The 18104-nt window shown below is 67.7% G+C and carries 20 protein-coding genes; 11 read left to right on the top strand and 9 right to left on the bottom strand.

Features of this window, described 5'->3' with window-relative positions:
* The 5 genes from DQP58_RS17055 to DQP58_RS17035 form a co-directional block, all read left to right on the top strand.
* Nucleotides 1–722 (top strand): thiamine pyrophosphate-dependent enzyme (locus DQP58_RS17055; RefSeq protein ID WP_240629899.1); only part of this gene is annotated, 722 nt, incomplete at its 5' end.
* Entirely contained in the window at nucleotides 703–1350 is a 648-nt protein-coding gene (locus DQP58_RS17050) for an SRPBCC family protein (protein ID WP_112709463.1), read from the top strand. The genes DQP58_RS17055 and DQP58_RS17050, both read left to right, overlap by 20 nt.
* 7 nt (nucleotides 1351–1357) lie before the next feature.
* Nucleotides 1358–2377 carry a 3-oxoacyl-ACP synthase III family protein gene (locus tag DQP58_RS17045; protein ID WP_112709462.1) on the top strand — a complete coding sequence of 340 codons (1020 nt, stop codon included), beginning with the start codon at nucleotides 1358–1360 and terminating at the stop codon, nucleotides 2375–2377.
* On the top strand, nucleotides 2377–3438 hold the full coding sequence (locus DQP58_RS17040) for a pyridoxal phosphate-dependent aminotransferase (RefSeq protein WP_112709461.1): 1062 nt from the start codon (nucleotides 2377–2379) through the stop codon (nucleotides 3436–3438). Before DQP58_RS17045 ends, DQP58_RS17040 begins: the two co-directional genes overlap by 1 nt.
* An 8-nt stretch (nucleotides 3439–3446) precedes the next feature.
* The gene (locus DQP58_RS17035; RefSeq protein WP_066860458.1) at nucleotides 3447–3953 is read left to right on the top strand and encodes a MarR family winged helix-turn-helix transcriptional regulator; all 507 of its coding nucleotides are present in this window, start codon (nucleotides 3447–3449) and stop codon (nucleotides 3951–3953) included.
* A 12-nt stretch (nucleotides 3954–3965) separates the two neighbouring features.
* Here DQP58_RS17035 and mmsB read toward each other — a convergent pair whose 3' ends face one another.
* From mmsB to DQP58_RS17015, 4 genes are all read right to left on the bottom strand, one after another.
* Complete coding sequence (mmsB, locus tag DQP58_RS17030) at nucleotides 3966–4850, bottom strand: 3-hydroxyisobutyrate dehydrogenase (RefSeq protein WP_112709460.1); 885 nt, start codon at nucleotides 4848–4850, stop codon at nucleotides 3966–3968.
* 13 nt (nucleotides 4851–4863) lie between these two features.
* The gene (locus DQP58_RS17025) at nucleotides 4864–6030 is read right to left on the bottom strand and encodes an isobutyryl-CoA dehydrogenase (protein ID WP_112709459.1); all 1167 of its coding nucleotides are present in this window, start codon (nucleotides 6028–6030) and stop codon (nucleotides 4864–4866) included.
* Nucleotides 6031–6044: 14 nt separating this feature from the next.
* On the bottom strand, nucleotides 6045–7565 hold the full coding sequence (locus tag DQP58_RS17020) for a CoA-acylating methylmalonate-semialdehyde dehydrogenase (RefSeq protein WP_112709458.1): 1521 nt from the start codon (nucleotides 7563–7565) through the stop codon (nucleotides 6045–6047).
* Nucleotides 7566–7642: 77 nt separating this feature from the next.
* Complete coding sequence (locus DQP58_RS17015; RefSeq protein ID WP_112709457.1) at nucleotides 7643–8134, bottom strand: pyridoxamine 5'-phosphate oxidase family protein; 492 nt, start codon at nucleotides 8132–8134, stop codon at nucleotides 7643–7645.
* A 121-nt stretch (nucleotides 8135–8255) separates the two neighbouring features.
* Between DQP58_RS17015 and DQP58_RS17010 the strand changes: the two genes are divergently transcribed.
* The 6 genes from DQP58_RS17010 to DQP58_RS16985 all read left to right on the top strand — a co-directional run bounded on the left by DQP58_RS17010 (nucleotide 8256) and on the right by DQP58_RS16985 (nucleotide 12770).
* Nucleotides 8256–9683 carry an NAD(P)-binding protein gene (locus DQP58_RS17010; protein ID WP_112709456.1) on the top strand — a complete coding sequence of 476 codons (1428 nt, stop codon included), beginning with the start codon at nucleotides 8256–8258 and terminating at the stop codon, nucleotides 9681–9683.
* A gap of 33 nt (nucleotides 9684–9716) precedes the next feature.
* Nucleotides 9717–10268: an RNA polymerase sigma factor gene (locus tag DQP58_RS17005; RefSeq protein ID WP_112709455.1), complete on the top strand. Its 552-nt coding sequence runs from the start codon at nucleotides 9717–9719 to the stop codon at nucleotides 10266–10268.
* Nucleotides 10265–10972: a Rieske (2Fe-2S) protein gene (locus tag DQP58_RS17000; protein WP_112709454.1), complete on the top strand. Its 708-nt coding sequence runs from the start codon at nucleotides 10265–10267 to the stop codon at nucleotides 10970–10972. Before DQP58_RS17005 ends, DQP58_RS17000 begins: the two co-directional genes overlap by 4 nt.
* A 42-nt stretch (nucleotides 10973–11014) precedes the next feature.
* Nucleotides 11015–11401, top strand: a complete 387-nt coding sequence (locus DQP58_RS16995) for a cupredoxin domain-containing protein (RefSeq protein ID WP_112709467.1) — start codon at nucleotides 11015–11017, stop codon at nucleotides 11399–11401.
* Nucleotides 11402–11472: 71 nt separating this feature from the next.
* A complete protein-coding gene (locus DQP58_RS16990) occupies nucleotides 11473–12381 on the top strand; it encodes a metallophosphoesterase family protein (RefSeq protein ID WP_112709466.1) in 909 nt (302 codons plus the stop codon).
* Nucleotides 12378–12770, top strand: coding sequence for a hypothetical protein (locus DQP58_RS16985; RefSeq protein ID WP_205869455.1), 393 nt, complete (start codon nucleotides 12378–12380; stop codon nucleotides 12768–12770). Before DQP58_RS16990 ends, DQP58_RS16985 begins: the two co-directional genes overlap by 4 nt.
* Before the next feature lie 188 nt (nucleotides 12771–12958).
* Here the strand turns inward: DQP58_RS16985 and DQP58_RS16975 are convergent, their stop codons facing one another.
* The 5 genes from DQP58_RS16975 to DQP58_RS16955 all read right to left on the bottom strand — a co-directional run bounded on the left by DQP58_RS16975 (nucleotide 12959) and on the right by DQP58_RS16955 (nucleotide 18097).
* Entirely contained in the window at nucleotides 12959–14095 is a 1137-nt protein-coding gene (locus tag DQP58_RS16975) for an acyltransferase family protein (protein WP_112709464.1), read from the bottom strand.
* 158 nt (nucleotides 14096–14253) lie between these two features.
* Complete coding sequence (locus DQP58_RS16970; RefSeq protein ID WP_112709452.1) at nucleotides 14254–15378, bottom strand: acyltransferase family protein; 1125 nt, start codon at nucleotides 15376–15378, stop codon at nucleotides 14254–14256.
* 223 nt (nucleotides 15379–15601) lie between these two features.
* The gene (gene rfbC, locus DQP58_RS16965) at nucleotides 15602–16207 is read right to left on the bottom strand and encodes a dTDP-4-dehydrorhamnose 3,5-epimerase (protein ID WP_112709451.1); all 606 of its coding nucleotides are present in this window, start codon (nucleotides 16205–16207) and stop codon (nucleotides 15602–15604) included.
* A gap of 1 nt (nucleotide 16208) precedes the next feature.
* Nucleotides 16209–17204, bottom strand: a complete 996-nt coding sequence (gene rfbB, locus DQP58_RS16960; RefSeq protein ID WP_112709450.1) for a dTDP-glucose 4,6-dehydratase — start codon at nucleotides 17202–17204, stop codon at nucleotides 16209–16211.
* 26 nt (nucleotides 17205–17230) lie between these two features.
* Entirely contained in the window at nucleotides 17231–18097 is an 867-nt protein-coding gene (locus tag DQP58_RS16955) for an LLM class F420-dependent oxidoreductase (RefSeq protein WP_112709449.1), read from the bottom strand.
* Nucleotides 18098–18104 lie beyond the last annotated feature (7 nt).

The raw sequence follows: 18104 nt of genomic DNA, 5'->3' as shown, positions 1-18104 counted from the left end.
TGGCAGTCGAAGCCAAAGAAGTTGACGAGTCGCGCCATGGCCAAGCTTTATGCGCCGGGCCGGGCCTGCGGTACCGCGACGCCATGGCGGTGCTGGACCGCGTCCTGCCCGACGGGGCCGACATCGTGGTCGACGCCGGTAATATCGGCGCCGCCGCGATTCACTACCTGCCGGCACGCCGCGGCGGCAGGTTCGCTGTCGCGCTCGGCATGGGCGGCATGGGCTACAGCTTCGGGGCCGGGATCGGAATGTCGTTCGGGCGCAACAACAGTGGCAGGCCCGGCGGCCGTACCGTCGTGATCGCCGGTGACGGCGCGTTCTTCATGCACGGCATGGAAGTGCACACCGCCGTGCAATATCGGTTACCGATGACGTTCGTCCTGTTCAACAACAACGCGCACGCCATGTGCGTGACCCGTGAGCAGTTGTTTTACGACGACCTATACAGCTACAACCGTTTTCGTCCCAGCCGGCTGGGGGCCGGGCTGGCGGCGATGTTCCCGGGCTTGACGTCGGTGGACGTCAACGACGTCGATGCATTCGCGTTGGCCATGGGCGCCGCGCTCGGCACCGACGGTCCGGCGGTGGTCAGCGTCGAGTGCGACGCCGACGAGATCCCACCGTTTGCACCGTTTCTCGCGGCTAGGAAGGTCAAAGACGCCGCCGCAAAACATATTTCGCGTGTTAAGGAGAACCAGACCAATGTCGCTGCCAGCGCTTGAGGATATCCCCGACCTGATCGACGGCATCACCCGCATCGAAACCAGCCCCAGGGAGAAGGCCACGCCGATCATCATGGACATGATGCGGTCGGTATACCCGCACGATCAGGTCTTCGGACAGTACTGCACCGTCAACGATTACATCGACTGTCCACCCGACGAGTTGTACGAGTACATGGCCGACACCCGCAGCCTGGAGGAGTGGACCTACAGCCTGCGCGACTTCACACCCACCGACGAACCCGGCCTGTGGCTGGCCCACGACCGGCTGGGCTCGGAAACCAAAATCTACACTCGCACGGTCACCGACGCGCAGGCCCGAACAGTGGATTATCACTGCGCCTGGGATCAGGGCAAGCACCTGTGGATGATCTACCTGATGCGCGTCGTCGACGCGGCGACGGTCCTCGACAAGCCGGGATCGGTTGTGCTGTGGACGAATTGCCACCACCCGTTCTATGACCACAACCCGTATCCTGAGACCGCGCCCGCCCAGCGCCCGGTGTGGGTCGGTGACTTCTGGGACATGTTCGGCGCCGGCCATCTGCTGGAGCTGCGCAACCTCAAGGCGATCGCCGAGTACCGCCACCGCAACGGGCTGCCGGTGACGCCCGTCTGGATGAGGTGAGCGGGCCATGGGTGGGCCGAGCGTCAGCCTGATCGACGTCTCTACGTACCTGCCGGGTGAGCCGATTCCCGCCGATTATTACGCGCAATTCGCCGAATCGGACGACCTGCGCGACAACGTGATGTTCCGCGCGCCGAAGTTCCGCCATCACGTCGCCCCGGACGAGGGTTCCATCGACATGATCGAACGCGCCGCCCAGGGCCTGATCGACCGGCACGGCCACGACGCCGTCGAAGGCGCCGACGTGCTGATCACCCACACCCAGGTGCCCGACATGGCGTTCTACGGCCAGGGCGGCGGCATCGCGCACCGGCTGGGCATGCGACCGTCCTGGGTGCTCGACCTGAACAACGGCGGCTGCGCCGCATTCGTGTTGGCGCTCAACGTGGCTCGCAAGCTGCTGGCCGCGGGCGAAGGGCACACCGCGCTGATCGCGATCGCGCAAAACGCGGCCGGCCAATTCTTCGATCAACCCACGATTCGCCGCAAGGCGCAGTCCGCGGTGCCCGGCGACGGCGCCGCGGTGGGGCTGGTCACGCTGGGCGACCACTCACCCATCCTGGACATCGAGTGCCGCACCTACGGCGAGTACGCGGGCGAAATGACGCTGTCCTACGACCCGCCCCGCAAGTGGTGGCAGGCCGGGCCCGGCGAGGGCAGCATCGGTTTCACCGAAAGCAAGATCACCAAAGTGCTGGCCCGCGGCAACCGGCAGGTCCCCGAGGTGGCGCTGGCGGTGTGCGATCGAATCGGCCTGGGCGCCAAGGATATCGACCTGCTGGTCACCAACCAGCCCAACCGGGCGTTCCTGCGCAACTGGCGTGACGCGCTCGAGGTGCCGAAATCAAGACACCGTGACACGTTCGACGAGTGCGGCAACCTGTTCGGCGCCGGCATCCCGATCAACCTGGACCGCGCCATCTCCGGTGGTCAGCTCGCAGCCGGCGACGTGGTGATGATGGCGGCGTTCGCGCATGCCGGCGACTTCGCCGGCGCGGCCGCGGTGCGCTGGGGTGGTCGAGGCTGATGCACGCGGTGCCTGGCCTGATGGACGCCGAGATCTGTCACGCGCTGCCCAACGCAGTGGATCCGTTTGCCCTGTCGCTCAACGAGAATCCGTTTCCCCCGCTACCGGCGGTCCGTTCCGCGCTGATCCGGTCCGTTCGCGCGGCGAACCGGTATCCCGAGTTCCTGCCGGAACGGTTGCGCGACATGATCGCCGCGCACATCGGTGTGCCCGCCGACCGGGTGGTGCTGGGTGCGGGAGCGACCGGGGTCGTGCTGCAGGCGCTGCGCGCGCTGACGTCGCCGGGTGACACGATGGCGATGGCATCGCCGACGTTCGACGGCTATCCGATCGTCGCGCAGATGGCGCGGCTCAATCCGTCACTCGTGCCGCTGGACGAGCGCGGCCACAACGACTTCGACGCGCTGGCCGACGCCGCCGCGCGGGCCCGCGTGGTGGTGGTGTGCCGGCCGCACAACCCGACCGGCACCATCGAGCCCACGGCCGCCGTTTTCCGGTTTCTCCGCCGGGTGGCGCGCGACACAGTCGTGCTGCTCGACGAGGCCTATATCGAGTTCACCGCCGCCGAGCACCGTTTCGACGTGGCGGCGTTGGTCGCGCGTTTCCCCAACGTGGTGGTGGTGCGGACGTTCTCCAAGGCCTACGGGCTAGCGGGGCTGCGGATCGGCTACGGGGTCGCGTCGGCGGAGCTGGCCCGGACGCTGTGGTCCCAGCAGCTGCCGTTCGGCATCGCGATCACCGGCTTGCTCGCGGTCGCGGCGTCCTATCACGCGGAAGACGAACTGCTGCGCCGGATCCGGTTGATCACCGCCGAGCGCCGCCATCTGCGGAACGGCCTGAGCGCGATGGGGATCCACACCACCGACGCGCACGCGAATTTCATGTATCTGCCGTCCGGCGATGGGCGGTATCGGCCGTGGCGTGAGGTTTTCGGCGACAGCGGGCCGCGGGTGCGGTACTACGCGGACGGTGGCGCGCGGATCACCGTGGGCAGCCGAGCGTCGACGACGGCGGTGCTGTCAGCGTTGGGAAAGGCCACACCCGGGCGCCAAGTGCGGTAAGAAGGGGCGTGGCGCAATCACAACCGGAAAAGCGCGATCCGATCGCCGCGGCGCGGGCCAACTGGGAGCGCGCCGGATGGGGCGACGTGGCACCGGGCATGGTGGCGGTGACCTCGGTGATGCGCGCGCACCAGATCTTGCTGGCGCGGGTGGAGACGGCGCTGCGCCCCTACGACCTGAGCTTCTCCCGGTATGAACTGCTGCGGCTGTTGGCATTCAGCCGGACCGGGGCGCTGCCCATCACCAAGGCCTCCGACCGGTTGCAGGTCCACGTCACCAGCGTGACCCACGCGATCCGCCGGCTGGAGGCCGACGGGCTGGTGCAACGGGTGCCGCACCCCACCGACGGGCGCACCACGCTGGTGGCGATCACCGACCTGGGCCGTTCCACGGTCGAGGACGCGACCGTCACCCTCAACAAGCAGGTGTTCGCCGACATCGGGATGACCGACACCGAATCGCAGAACCTGGCGGCGTGCATTGAAACGTTGCGGCGCAACGCCGGTGACTTCTGATCCCGGCAGTTCTCAGCTGCCGCGCAGCATCTCGATGACCGCGCTGAAGTCCTTTTCGGCGTGGTCGGCGGCGAACTTCGCGTAGATCTCGGCGGCGTGGGTACCCAGCGGCGCCGCCGCACCGCTGGAGGACACCGCGTCCATCGCCAGGCCCAGGTCCTTGTTCATCAACGCGGTGGCGAAGCCCGGCTTGAAGTCGTTGTTGGCCGGCGACGTCGGAACCGGCCCCGGCACCGGGCAATTGGTGTGCACGGCCCAGCAGTTGCCGGTTGCCCCGGTGATGACGTCGAACAGGGACTGCGCGGACAGCCCGAGCTTCTCGGCCAGGATGAACGCCTCGCCGATCGCGATCTGCTGGACCGCCAGCACCATGTTGTTGCACACCTTGGCGGCCTGGCCGGCCCCGGCCGCGCCGCAGTGAATGATCTTGCCCGCCATGGGTTCCAGCACCGGCCGCGCGCGTTGCAGCGCGGCCTCGTCGCCGCCCACCATGAAGGCCAGCGTGCCGGCAACGGCACCCTTCACCCCGCCCGAGACGGGCGCGTCGAGCTGCGCGACGCCGTTGGATTCCGCCAGCGCATGCACCTCGCGAGCATCGTTGACCGAGATCGTCGAGCTGTCGATGAACAGGGCGCCGGGTCGCGCGGCCGGCAGGATCTCCGCGTAGCAGCGTTTGACCAGCTCCCCGTTGGGCAGCATGGTGATGACGACGTCCGACCCGGCCACCGCGTCGGTGGCGCTGCCGAACCCGGTGACGCCGGCCTCCGTCGCCGCGGACAGTGCCGCGGGCACCGGATCGAATCCGCGCACCGCGTGTTTGGCCGCAACGAGATTCGTCGCCATCGGCCCACCCATGTGGCCCAGGCCGAGGAAAGCCACCGTCAGGTGTTCGGTCATCCAAAAGACCCTTCTATGCGGTTGCGCGGACCCGTGCGGCTTCGGCGCGGCCGATGACCACCCGCATGATCTCGTTGGTCCCTTCCAGGATTCGGTGCACCCGCAAGTCGCGCACGATCTTTTCCAGACCATACTCGCGCAGGTAGCCGTAGCCGCCGTGCAACTGCAGGGCCTTGTCGGCGACCTCGAAGCAGGTGTCGGTGACGTAGCGCTTGGCCATCGCGCACAACTCGACCTTGTCGGGATCGTCGTCGTCCAGCGCGTTGGCCGCCCGCCACAACATCATTCGCGATGTCTCTAGGCCGGTGGCCATGTCGGCCAGGGTGAACCGGATGGTCGGCTCGTCGAGCAGGGACGAGCCGAACGCCTGGCGATCGCGGACATAGGTCCCGGCCTTGTCGGCGGCGGCCTGGGCGCCGCCGAGCGAGCACGCGGCGATGTTGAGCCGACCGCCGTTCAGCCCGTTCATCGCGATGCCGAACCCGGCGCCCTCGCCGTCGGCGCCGCCCAGCATGGCTTCGGCCGGCACCCGGACCCCCTCCAGGATCACCTGGGCGGTGGGCTGGGCGTGCCAACCCATCTTCTCCTCGAGCGAGCCGAAACTCAGCCCCGCGGTGCCCTTTTCGATCACGAAGGCCGAGATGCCGCGCGGTCCGTCGCTGCCGGTCCTGGCCATCACCACGTAGACGTCCGAGGCGCCCGCTCCCGAGATGAACTGCTTGACGCCGTCCAGCACATAGTCGCCACCCTGTTTGACGGCGCGGGTGCTCAGCGCGCTGGCGTCGGACCCGGCGCCGGGCTCGGTGAGGCAGTAGCTGGCGATGACGTCCATCGACGCCAGCCGCGGAACCCAATCCTTGCGCTGCTCGGCGGTGCCGAAGGTGTCGATCATCCACGCGCACATGTTGTGAATGGACAGGAACGCGGCGGTGGTCGGGTCGGCGATGGCCAGCTGCTCGAAGATACGGACCCCGTCGAGGCGGCGCAGTCCGCTGCCACCGACGTCGTCACGACAGTAGATCGCCGCCATGCCGAGTTCGGCGGATTCGCGCAGCACGTCGACCGGAAAGTGTTTGGCCGCATCCCATTCCAGGGTGTGCGGGGCGAGGCGCTTGGCGGCGAACGCGGCGGCCGTCTCGGTGATCACCCGTTCGTCGTCGTTGAGGGTAAAGGAAGCCATGAGAAACAGCCGGCCTAATCCATTGTGGGAATGACGAACTCGGCGCCATCCTTGATGCCGGACGGCCACCGCGACGTCACGGTCTTGGTCTTGGTGTAGAACATGATCGACGAGGGGCCGTGCTGGTTGAGGTCGCCGAAACCGGACCGCTTCCAGCCGCCGAAGGTGTGGTAGGCCACCGGCACCGGGATCGGCACGTTGACGCCGACCATGCCGACCTGCACTCGGGAGACGAAGTCGCGGGCGGCGTCGCCGTCGCGGGTGAAAACCGCCACGCCGTTGCCGTATTCGTGCTCCGACGGCAGCCGCAGCGCCTCTTCGTAATCGTGCGCGCGCACGATGCACAGCACGGGCCCGAAGATCTCGTCGGTGTAGATCGACATGTCGGGGGTGACGTGGTCGAACAGGGTGGGACCGATGAAGAAGCCGCCCTCGAGGTTGGCGTCGCCGAAGGTCAGGTCGTCGCTGGCGCGGTCTCGGCCGTCGATCACCAGCTCGGCACCCGCGTCGACTCCCTGGGCGATGTAGTCGCGCACCCGTGCCACGGCCGCTTCGGTCACCAGCGGTCCGTAGTCGGCCTTGGGGTCCAGGCTGTGGCCCACGCGCAGGTTGTTGATCCGCTCGATGAGCCGGGCGCGCAGCCGGTCGGCGGTCTTGGCCCCGACCGGGACGGCGACGCTGATCGCCATGCACCGCTCGCCGGCGCTGCCGTAGCCGGCGCCGATCAGGGCGTCGACGGCCTGGTCCAGGTCGGCGTCAGGCATCACGATCATGTGGTTCTTGGCGCCGCCGAAGCACTGTGAGCGCTTGCCGGTGGCCGCGGCTCCGGCGTAGATGTACTGGGCGATGTCGGAGCTGCCGACGAACCCGACGGCCTGGATGTCGGGGTGGTTCAGGATGGCGTCGACGGCCTCCTTATCGCCGTGCACGACCTGGAACACGCCCGGGGGCAGGCCCGCTTCTACAAAGAGCTCGGCCAGCCGAACCGGCACCGACGGGTCGCGCTCGCTGGGCTTGAGCACGAACGCGTTGCCGCAGGCCAGCGCCGGGCCGGCCTTCCACAGCGGAATCATCGCCGGGAAGTTGAACGGGGTGATGCCGGCGACCACGCCCAGCGGCTGGCGCAGCGAGTAGACGTCGATGCCGGGCCCGGCGCCCTCGCTGTACTCGCCCTTGAGCAGGTGGGGGATGCCGATGCAGAACTCGATGACCTCGATGCCGCGCTGGATGTCGCCCTTGGCGTCGGCCAACGTCTTGCCGTGCTCGCGCGACAGCAGCTCGGCCAGCTCGTCATTGTGGGCGTTGACCAGCTCGATGAAGCGCATCATGACACGCGCGCGCCGCTGCGGATTGGTCGCGGCCCAGCCCTTTTGGGCCTCGACGGCCGAGGCGACCGCCGCATCGATGTCGGCCTGGCCGGCCATCGGCACCGTGGCCTGGACGCTCCCGGTGCTCGGGTCGAAGACGTCGGCGCTGCGGCCGGACTGGCCGGCGGTGCGCTGCCCATCGATGAAGTGCGGAATCTGTGTGGTCATGGGGCCCTCGGGTGTGGTTGAGCGCTTAAGCGGATACTTGGATATCCTAGTAACTTGGCTCGGGCGTGGCAAGGCGTTCAGTGTTTGCGCACGACGCGCTCGGCTTCGCCGCGCTTCCAGATCGTGATGTCCAGGTGGCCATCGGTCACCTCGACCGCAGACCCACCGATCACGTCGGCCCGATAGAAGTGGTCGAACTCCTGCCCTCGAAGGTCCAAGCTGGTCTCTTCGTAGAGCGCTTCGGCGAACCGTTGACGCACGGCCGCGTCCGCGACGTCCTCGACGACGCCGAACAACTTCGCGTCGCCGTCTTTGACCGCGGTGTCGACGGTGGCGGTGTGCAGGCAGAAGCGCGGATCGCGAGACAGGTCATGGAATTTGGTCGTCCCCGGCATACCGACGATCCAGAGCTGATCCTCGAAGATCCTCGGCTCGATCGGGCTGATCCGGGGAAATCCGTCCGAGCGAAGCGTGGCCAGCATGCACAGGTTGCCGGTCGCGGCGTGGCGGCGGGCGAAGACGGCCGCGATTCGCGGAGCGACTTGCGTGAACTCTCTCCAGCTGATCATGGTCGCGACCGTAGCCTCACGTGGGGTAGTTCCCGGCCTCCAGGTCCGCCGCCCGCAAGGCCCTGGACGACCTCCGCGCCGCGGCCGCCGACATCGGCTGACCGCGCTAGCCTTCAGGCGTATGCGCACCATCGAGGCCGACTACCTGGTGGTCGGTGCCGGCGCCATGGGCATGGCGTTCATCGACACGCTGGTCTCCGAGACTTCCAAGACGGACGTCCGCGTGGTGCTGGTCGACCGCAACCACCAGCCGGGTGGCCACTGGACCATGGCCTACCCGTTCGTGCGGTTGCATCAGCCCTCGGCCTTCTACGGCGTCAACTCGTCGCGGCTCGGCAGCGACACCATCGACCAAGTTGGGTGGAACCAGGGGCTTTACGAGTTGGCGACCGCCGGCGAAATCTGCGCGTACTACGACCGCATCATGCGCCGCGAGTGGTTGCCGACCGGGCGGGTCAGCTACTTCCCGATGAGCGAATACCGTGGTAAAGGCCGGTTCCGCACGCTGGCCGGCGCCGATTACACCGTCGACGTGACCCGCCGCGTCGTCGACGCCACCTACATGCGGGTCACGGTTCCGGCGATGCGCCGCCCCCCGTACCCGGTCGCCGACGGCGTCGCGTGCGTCCCGCCCAACGACCTGCCCCGGCTCGGCGGGTACGAGCGCTATGTCGTCGTCGGGGCCGGCAAGACCGGAATCGACACCTGCCTGTGGCTGCTCGGTCACGGCGTCGAACCGGATCGGCTGACCTGGATCATGCCCCGCGATTCCTGGCTGCTGGACCGCGAAACCATGCAGCCCGGCTCGCTGTTCGCCGACAAGCTCAAGGCCAGCTTCACCGCACAACTGCGCGCGATCAACGACGCCGCCTCGGCGCGGGATCTGTTCGCGCGTCTCGAAGACGCCGGCGTGCTGTTGCGGATCGATCCGGCGATCCGGCCCACCATGTACCGCTGCGCGACCGTCACCCGGCTCGAGCTCGAGCAACTGCGGCGCATCACCGACGTGGTGCGCCTGGGTCACCTCCTGCGGATCGACGCGGGCAGGCTGACGCTCGACGGCGGCACCGTGGCTGTCAGCGGCGACGAACTGTACATCGATTGCACCGCGGACGGCGCCGAAAAGCGGCCCGCAACACCGATTTTCGACACCGGAAGCATCACGCTGCAAAGCGTGCGCGGCTGCCAGCAGATCTTCTCCGCCGCGCTGATCGCCCACGTCGAGGCCGCATACCGTGACGACGCCGTGAAAAACGACCTCTGCGTGCCCCTGCCGCACCCGGACACCGACCTCGATTGGTTGCGCCTGGCGCGGGCCGACTACACCAATCAATTGCGCTGGTTCGACGACCCGGAGCTGATGTCGTGGCTATCCGCGGCACGCCTGGACCTGTTTGGCCATCTGATCGGCCACCTGCTGCCCTCGGCGTCGGCGAAGCCGCGGGTGCGCGAGCGGATACTGAGCATCGCCAAATCCGTGTTCTCGGCCACCGCCACCAAGCTCGAGGAGCTCATGGCCGCCGAGGCCGCACTCGCTGCGCCCGTGTAACCCGAGTCGCTATTCATCGGGTGAAGGAGGCATGTGGCGGCACGAAACGAACCCGTCGGCCCGCGACCCCTGCGCGCGGTGCCCGCCGAAGGCCATGACGCCGGCTACCCGAGCTGGGAAGCCGTGTACTCCGACAACGCGACCTGGGTGTACCGCACGCTGTTCGCGCGCGTCGGAAACCAGACCGACGCCGAGGATCTCACGGCCGAGGTGTTCCTGGCGGCGCTGCGGCCGCTGCGGCTGACCGCGAGCGTCGCCGAAGTGCGCGCCTACCTGCGGGCGACGGCCAGGACGGTGCTGGCCGCACACTGGCGCGAGACGCTCGGGCGCGAGATAACCTCGATCGAGGACATCGAACAACCAGCCGAGGGCCAGGACGCGATCAGCACCGCGCCGCAGCGGGTTGCCCGGGTTCTGGACAGCCTGCCGGACCGCTACCGCCGGATTTTGGAATCGCGTTTCCTGCAGGGCAATTCGATCAAGGAGTCAGCCGCGGAACTCGGGATCAGCGTGGCCAATGCGAAGGTGCTCCAGCACCGCGCCCTGCGGCTGGCGGCCCAGGTCAACGATGGGGGCGAGCCATGAATGCGCGAGGGGTGCGACGTTATGTCGACGATCTGTTGCGGGGGCGCCGGCCCCGGCCGTTCGCGCCTGACGACTTCGAGGCGGCGCAGCTGCGCACGGCGATCGAGCTGCGCGCGGCGCGCGAGGGTGGTGACGCGCCGCGCCAGGAATTCCTGACCGACCTGCACCGGCGCCTGGCCGAGCAAATGTCCGGTGCGCCAACGGAACCGGCGCCGGACCGCCGCAGCACGCGCCGCCAGGTCATCGTCGGTACGTCGGCCGCCGCGACGGCGGCGGTCGCCGCGGTGTCCGTCGATCGTGCCCTGATCCTCGGCCGCAGCGGCGACGGTCACGCCCCCCAAGTCGCGGCCGGGCAACTCACGCCCAACGAGGGCAGCTGGCAGCGCGTCGCGGCCAGCTCGGATGTGCCCGACGGCGTCATGCACGCCTTCGACCTCGGCTCGGTGACCGGATTCGTCCGTCGGGTCGAGGGCAAAGTCCAGGCCATCTCGGGAGTGTGCACGCATCAGGGCTGCAAGTTGTGGTTCGACGCACCCGACGACACGCTGCGCTGCCCGTGCCACACCACGTCGTTTTCGCCCACCGGCCAGGTGGTCACCCATCAATTGCCGATAGCGCCAAAGCCCTTGCCGGCATTGATGGTTCGCGAGGCCAACGGCGGCATCGAGGTGTTCGCCCCGCCGCGCCCCGAGCGGCCGGCCTGAGCGGTGTAACCCAACGCCATATCTCTGGGCATGGATATCCCCATGCTTCGAAGATGTTTGGCGATCGTGCCGGCCGCGGGTGTGTTGGCATTGGCCGGTTGCTCCCAGTCCCGGCCGGTGGCGAACACCGCCGCGCCCACGACCGAGGTTTCGATCACCGCGCCGGCGGCTCCCGTGCGCGGCAATGAGGTCATCATCGACGGCTTCGCGTTCCAACCCGTCTCGTTGACCGTCACCGCCGGGACCACCGTCACGTGGACCAACCGCGACGAAGAACCCCACACGGTGGCCGCAAGCGACGGCTCGTTTCACTCACCCGGCATGGGCACCGGTGCCACCTTTACCCATACCTTCGCCGCCGCGGGGACTTTCGACTACGTCTGCTCGATCCACCCGATGATGCGCGGCACCGTGGTGGTGACGGGATGAGCCGCGCCGGCGACGATGCAGAGCGAAGCGATGGAAAGGAGCGGCGCGTGACCAGCACCGGGGCCAACGGCATGACGCGCCGCCAGCTGATCCGGCACACGGCCTGGTTCGGTGCGGCCGTGGGGTTCGCGGTGGCCGGCGGCGAGGTCATCTCCCATGTCGCCGGAGACGCCAAGGCTACCCACACGGCGGAACGGCCCACCCTGCGATTCGCCCAGATCAGCGACAGCCACCTCGGTTTCGCCGGCGCACCCAACCCGGATGTCACCTCGACATTCAGCCACGCGATCGATCAGGTCAACACTCTCGGCTACACACCGGATTTCGTCATCCACACCGGCGATCTCACCCACCTGTCCACCCCCGAACAGTTCGACCAGGTGAAGCAGATGATGAGCGGACTCAAGACGCCGCACGTGCTGACCGTGCCCGGGGAGCACGACTCGATCGACGACGCGGGGCAGAAGTACCGAAACGCGTTCGGCGCCGGCTCGATCGGCGACGGGTGGTACAGCCTCGACATCGCCGGCGTGCACCTGATCGCGCTGGTCAATACCCTGAACCTGCACAAGCTCGGCCACCTGGGCGCCGATCAGCTGGAGTTCGTCAGGAAGGACGTCGCCCGCCTGTCCAGCGATACCCCCATCATCGTGTTCAGCCACATCCCGCTGTTCGCCATGTATCCGCAATGGGGCTGGGGCACCGACGACGCGACCCAAGCGCTGAGCTACCTGCGCCGCTTCGCGTCCGTCACCTGCCTCAACGGCCACGTCCACCAACTGTTTTTCAAGACCGAAGACAACGTGACCTTCTACAGCGGAACCACCACCGCGTACCCACTGCCGCGACCGGGTGACGGGCCGGCGCCCAAGCCGGTCACGTTGCCCGCCGGCAAGCTGCGCGACGCGCTGGGAATCCGCGAGGTCAGCTACACCAGGGGAGAGAGCGCCTTGGCCTTGAAGGAGCGGACGCTGCAATGAGTTTGGCGAACATCCTGGTGCGGCTCGGCCTCGCCGCGTCGCTGGCCGTCGCCGCCGCCAGCCACGCCTACCTCTATGTCCATGCCTACCGCCACATCCCGATGATCGGCGCGGCATTCCTGGCGCAGGCCAGTGTGTCGTTCGCGCTCGCGCTGCTGATCCTGATCGGCGGCCCCGCCTGGCTGCGCTGGGCGGGCGCCGCGGTGGCGGCCGGCTCGCTGGTCGCGTTCGTCATGTCGCGCACCGTCGGGCTGTCCGGCTTCTCCGAGCGCGGCTGGGACCCGGCGCCGTACGCGGCCCTCAGCGTGATGGCCGAGGTGATCACGCTGGTGCTGTGGGGGTTTGGCGGCCGCCTTGGGCTTCGAGCGCGCCAGACCACCTCCGTTTGACGCGGCGTAGATGTAGACCCCGTCGGCCCGTGACGGGCCAGCAATGCCACAGCATCACCTCGGTGGCGGGCACCAGCCGCCATACATTCAGCGCGTTGAGTCGCGCATCGAACACCTGCCCGAGAGCCATCGGCGTCCGCCAGTGCTATGGCCCGATGCTGTGAGCGGCATATGCCCGTCGCCGCAGACTAGGCGGCGCCCGGGGCCTCCGGGGCGGGCTGGTCGGCCAGGGCGTCGGCACTGCTGACCGGCCCGGGCTCGTCGGAGCTGGACGTCACCGGGGCCGACCACTTCATCCGGAGCCGGCGCTTGAGGGACATCGAGGGTTTCTCGATGAGGAACCAGCTCGCCGCGGCCAGCGGCAGGGTGGCCGCCGCCGCGGCAAGGAAGAACAGCACCGGGTGCAGGCGCGTCGCGAGCCCAGTGACGGCCAGCAATTGCTGGGCCGGGAATGCGTAAATATAGACGCCGTAGGACAGGTCGGTGCGCAACCTCAACCGTTCGCTCTTGAGCAGGGAGCCGGTGACGACGACTGCATAGGCCAGCGGAAGGGCGCCGACCACCCGGTAATCGGGCAGGAAGCCGGCCGCGATGACGATGACGACGCACACCGCGACCAGCGACCATCGGGCGGGGATGACGTCTCGCCACTGATACAGCAGGGCACCGGCGGAGAACATGATGGCCGAGCGCACCGCGAGTTGCGGGATGGTCCACACGCCGGGAAAGGTCAGGGGCGGGATCACCAGCGCCGCCAGTGTCGCCACCACCAGAACCGCGGGGGATATCCAGCGGCGATTGGCCAGCCCCGCCACGCCGATGGCGGCAACGAACACGTAGCACAGCAATTCCCAGATCAGCGACCACATCGAACCGTTCCACGCGGGTCCGCCCGGCACGCCGTGCAGCGTTCCGTCGATGGTCGGCTGCAGGTAAGCGATCGCGCTGTTTTTCAGGACGTACTGGAGCGGCGCGGTGGAACCGAGCAGCTTGGCGGCCGAACCGCCCTGGATCACCATGCTGAGCGGGGCGAAGACGAATGCGGTCACGACCAGGCACACGTAGAAGCCGGGCAGGATCCGCAACGCGCGGGCGGTGAGATAGTCACGCAGTCGGGGGTCGGTCAGCCAACTGCGTGTGATGAGAAAGCCGGAGATCGCGAAAAATCCGTCAACGCCCACCGAGAAGAAAAGCTGCAGGGTCGCCTCCGGGGGCATGTGACCGGTGCATGGCCAGGAGTGGAAGAGCATCACCTCGGCCGCCAACACCAACCGAAGTGCGTTGAGCGCGTTTCTTCGCGGATCGAAAACCTGCCCTAGCTTCATCCAGCCCTCCACCCCCACACACCACTCGCCGTCGGCGCCATCGTACGGGCCGAAGGCACTGTGACGCTGACGCTCGCGCTGGCCTCGATCAGGTCGTGGCCCCGCGATTCTTTGCCCGCGGCGCGGCGTCTCGCGTCCTCGAATTGCAACGCCGATGGCTAAACGGCACCGGGTACCTCCGGCGGCATCGCCAGGGCCGCTTGCTCGCGGGAGCCGACGGATCTCCGTTTGAGCCGGGCCTTCAGCGACCTCGCCGGCTTTTCGACCAGGAACCAGCTCGCAGCGGCCAGCGGCAGGGTGGCCACGGCCACGGTCAGGCAGAACACGATCGGATTGAGGCTGAGCAACCCGAGGACCGCCAGCAGCTGCTGGGTCGGGTACGCATAGATGTACATGCCGTAGGACAGGTCCGTGCGCAATCGCAATCGCCGGTTGTGCAGCAGGGACCCGGAAACGATGACGGCGTAGGCCAGCGGAACGGCGGCAACCACCCGGTAATCCGGCAGCTGGCCGGCCACCAGCACGATCACCACGCTCACGGCGACCAGCCACCAGCGCGCCGGGATCACGTCCCGCCACTGATAAAGCAGCGCCCCCGCGGCGAACATGATCGCCGCCCGGCACGCCATGAAGACCAGGACGATGCCCACGTTGCCCGTCGGCCGATTGAACACCTCGGGGAAGGTGACGGGCGGCATCATTGATGCCCCAATCGCCGCCACCACCAATATCACCGGCGAAACCCACCTGCGGTTGGCCAGTCCGGCTACGCCGATGGCGGCGACGACCAGATAGCACATGATCTCCCAGAACAGGGACCACAGCGACGCGTTCCAGATGCCCGCACTGGGAATGCCGAGCGGGGTGCCACCGACGTCGGGCTTGAGCCACAAGACCGCGGCGTTTTTCAGCACGTATTCGAACGGCGCGAATGAGAACAGCAGCTTGGCCGGCGAACCGCCCTGGATCGCCACGCTGAGCGGGGCGAACACGAAGGCGGTCACGATCATGCAGACGTAGTAGCCCGGCAGGATGCGCAGGGCCCGGGCGGCTAGGTAGGCGCGCAGCTTGGGGTTGCTCAGCCAACTCGCGGTGATGAGGAACCCCGAAATCGCGAAGAACCCGTCCACCCCTACGGACAGCAGTAGCTGCAGAACGGCCCGCAGTGACGGCAGATGACCCCGAACCGGGTAGGTGTGCCAAAAGATAACCTCGGCCGCGAGCGCCAACCGCCACGCGTTGAGCGCATTGCTTCGCGGATCGAAAACCTGCCCGAGCTTCATCGGCGTCGCCCGCCATCCGCACTGGGCATCATCGGAATCATCGGCGCAATCTTAGCCTCACCCGCCAGCGATGAGGGCCGGTTGACGGTACTCGCCCGATTCGGTGACCGCAACCGCAGCGCTATTAAATATGTGCCCAACAGGCCGGTGGCCAGGGCGGCGCCGTTTTGCGCTCGATGAGCGCCAAGAGCGTTGGGGCTCAAGCTCCGTGACCACCGCGCGGTCAGCCGCGCAGGCCGTCGACGAACGCCTTCGTCTCTTCCCAGGTGGGCAGCAGCCCCGAGGCGCGCGCCTCTTCGAAGCTGGGCGCCGCGGCGTCACGATCGGACAGGTTGGGCGCCGCCCCGTCCACCAGCGGCCAGTCGATGGCCAACGCCGGATCGGTCGCGCAAATGGTGTGTTCGCGCTGCGGGTTGTATTCCGCCGAGCACAGATACATCACCGTCGAATTGTCTTGCAGCGCCAGGAAGCCGTGGCCCAGGCCCTCGGAGAGGTAGATCGTCCGGTGATCGGAGTCGTCGAGCAGCACGGAGTCCCACTGCCCGAAGGTCGGCGAGCCCTCCCGGATGTCGACGACCACGTCGAACACCGAACCGCGAACGCAGGTCACATACTTGGCCTGGCTCGGTGGCACCTGGGCGTAGTGCAATCCGCGCAACACACCCGCCGCGGACACCGAGCAGTTGGCCTGCCGGACGTCCAGCCGGTGACCGGCGAAAGAGCTGAATCCCTTGTCGGCGAACCATTCGAAGAAATGCCCGCGCGAATCGCCGTGCACGGTAGGGGTGATCTCCCAGGCGCCGGGGATCTTCAGTTCGCGAACTTCCAAGCTACTGCCCTCGCTCTTCGTAGCGGGCTTCCGAAGCGTCTTTCAACGGCCGCCACCACGATTCGTTCGCGCGATACCAGTCAATGGTGGCACGCAGACCCTCCTCGAAGTCGGTATGCTTTGGCGCCCAACATAATTCGTCGTACAGCGTCGACGGGTCGATGGCGTAACGCAGATCGTGGCCGACGCGATCGGTGACGTGGTCGAAGTCGTCGGGCTCGCGGCCCATCATCTGCAGCAGCGTGCGCAGCACGGTCAGGTTGTCACGCTCGCCTTCGGAGCTGATCAGGTAGGTGCGCCCGATCTCGCCGGAGTCCAGGATGCGGCGGACCGCGCTGTTGTGGTCGTCGACGTGGATCCAGTCGCGGACGTTGGCCCCGGTGCCGTACAGCTTGGGCCGCCGGCCGGTGAGAACGTTGGTGATCTGGCGCGGGATGAACTTCTCTACGTGCTGATACGGCCCGTAGTTGTTGGAGCAGTTGGAGATCGTCGCGCGCACCCCGTAGGAGCGCACCCACGCCCGCACCAGCATGTCGGCGGCGGCTTTGGTCGCCGAATACGGGCTGGATGGGTTGTAGGGCGTCGCCTCGGTGAATCGCTGGGGGTCGTCGAGCTCCAGGTCGCCGTAGACCTCGTCGGTCGAGATGTGGTGCAGCCGCACGCCGTAACGCCGCACGGCCTCGAGAATGGTGAAGGTGCCGACGACATTGGTGTGCAGGAACGGCTCGGGGCCCTCCAGCGCGTTGTCGACGTGGCTCTCCGCGGCGAAGTGCACCACCGCGTCGGATTCGGCGACCAACCGCGTCACCAGCTCGGCGTCGGTGATGTCGCCGACCACCAGGTCGATGGAGTCCTCGACGTCGGCCAGCGACTCACGCCGACCCGCGTAGGTCAGGGCGTCGAGCACCGTGACGGAATCCTCGGGGTGTTCGCGGACCGTGCTGTGCACGAAGTTGGCGCCGATGAATCCAGCGCCGCCGGTGACCAGTAACCGCATGCCCAAACCCTAACCGAGCCGATCGGTCAGTTTGCGCCGGTTAGCCCCAGAGCTCCGGCCAATTCGCTCAGCGCAGGTAGCAGCGTTTCCTCGTCATGGGCGCCGAGCACCTGGATTGCCACGTGGTCGGCGCCGGCCTGCAGGTGTTCGCCCAGCCGCCCCGCGATGTCGTCGGGCGTGCCGTAGGCGACCACCGCGTCGATCAGCCTGTCGCTGCCGGGTTTGCGCACGTCGGCCTCGGTGAACCCCAGCCGCAGCCAGTTGTTCACGTAGTTGCTCAGGCCCAGGTAGAACTCGACCGTCTGGCGCCCGATCGCGCGCGCCCGCTCTGCGTCGGTGGTGAGCACCACCTTGTGTTCGGGCGCCAAATACACTGCCCCGCCGAGCAACTCGCGCGCCTTCGCCGTGTGTTCGGGCGTCGTCAGATAGGGATGGGCACCGGCGCCGCGCTGCGCCGCGAGCCGCAGCACCCGCGGGCCCAGCGCGGCGAGCACCCGCCGGCTGGTCGGCACCAGGGCGGCATCGAGTTCGTCGAGGTAGGAGACCAGGGCGTCGTACGGCTTGACGTATTCCTCGGTGTGTTCGGGGTGGCCCACCCCGACGCCCAGCAAAAACCTTCCCGGGTAGGCGCTTTCGATCCGCCGAAAGGACTCCGCGACGGCCCCGGCGGGCGCCGTCCAGATGTTGACGATCCCGGTGGCCAGTTGCAGCGACGTCGTCGCCGCCAGGGCCGGCTCGGCCCAGGATAGCTCGGCGTCCGGTGAGCCACCGATCCAGGCTGCGCCGTACCCCAGCGATTCGATGCCCGCGGCCAAATCCGCGGAGATGGATCGGGTGGGCAGCCACACGCCGAACCGGCCGAGTTCGGGCTTGAGTGAAACTTCCTCGGTCATCTGGGCT

It is taken from the genome of Mycobacterium colombiense, from assembly GCF_003284975.1.
In the GTDB taxonomy this organism is placed as follows: Bacteria; Actinomycetota; Actinomycetes; order Mycobacteriales; family Mycobacteriaceae; genus Mycobacterium; species Mycobacterium europaeum_A.
This window is presented reverse-complemented; position numbering and strand designations above follow the sequence as displayed.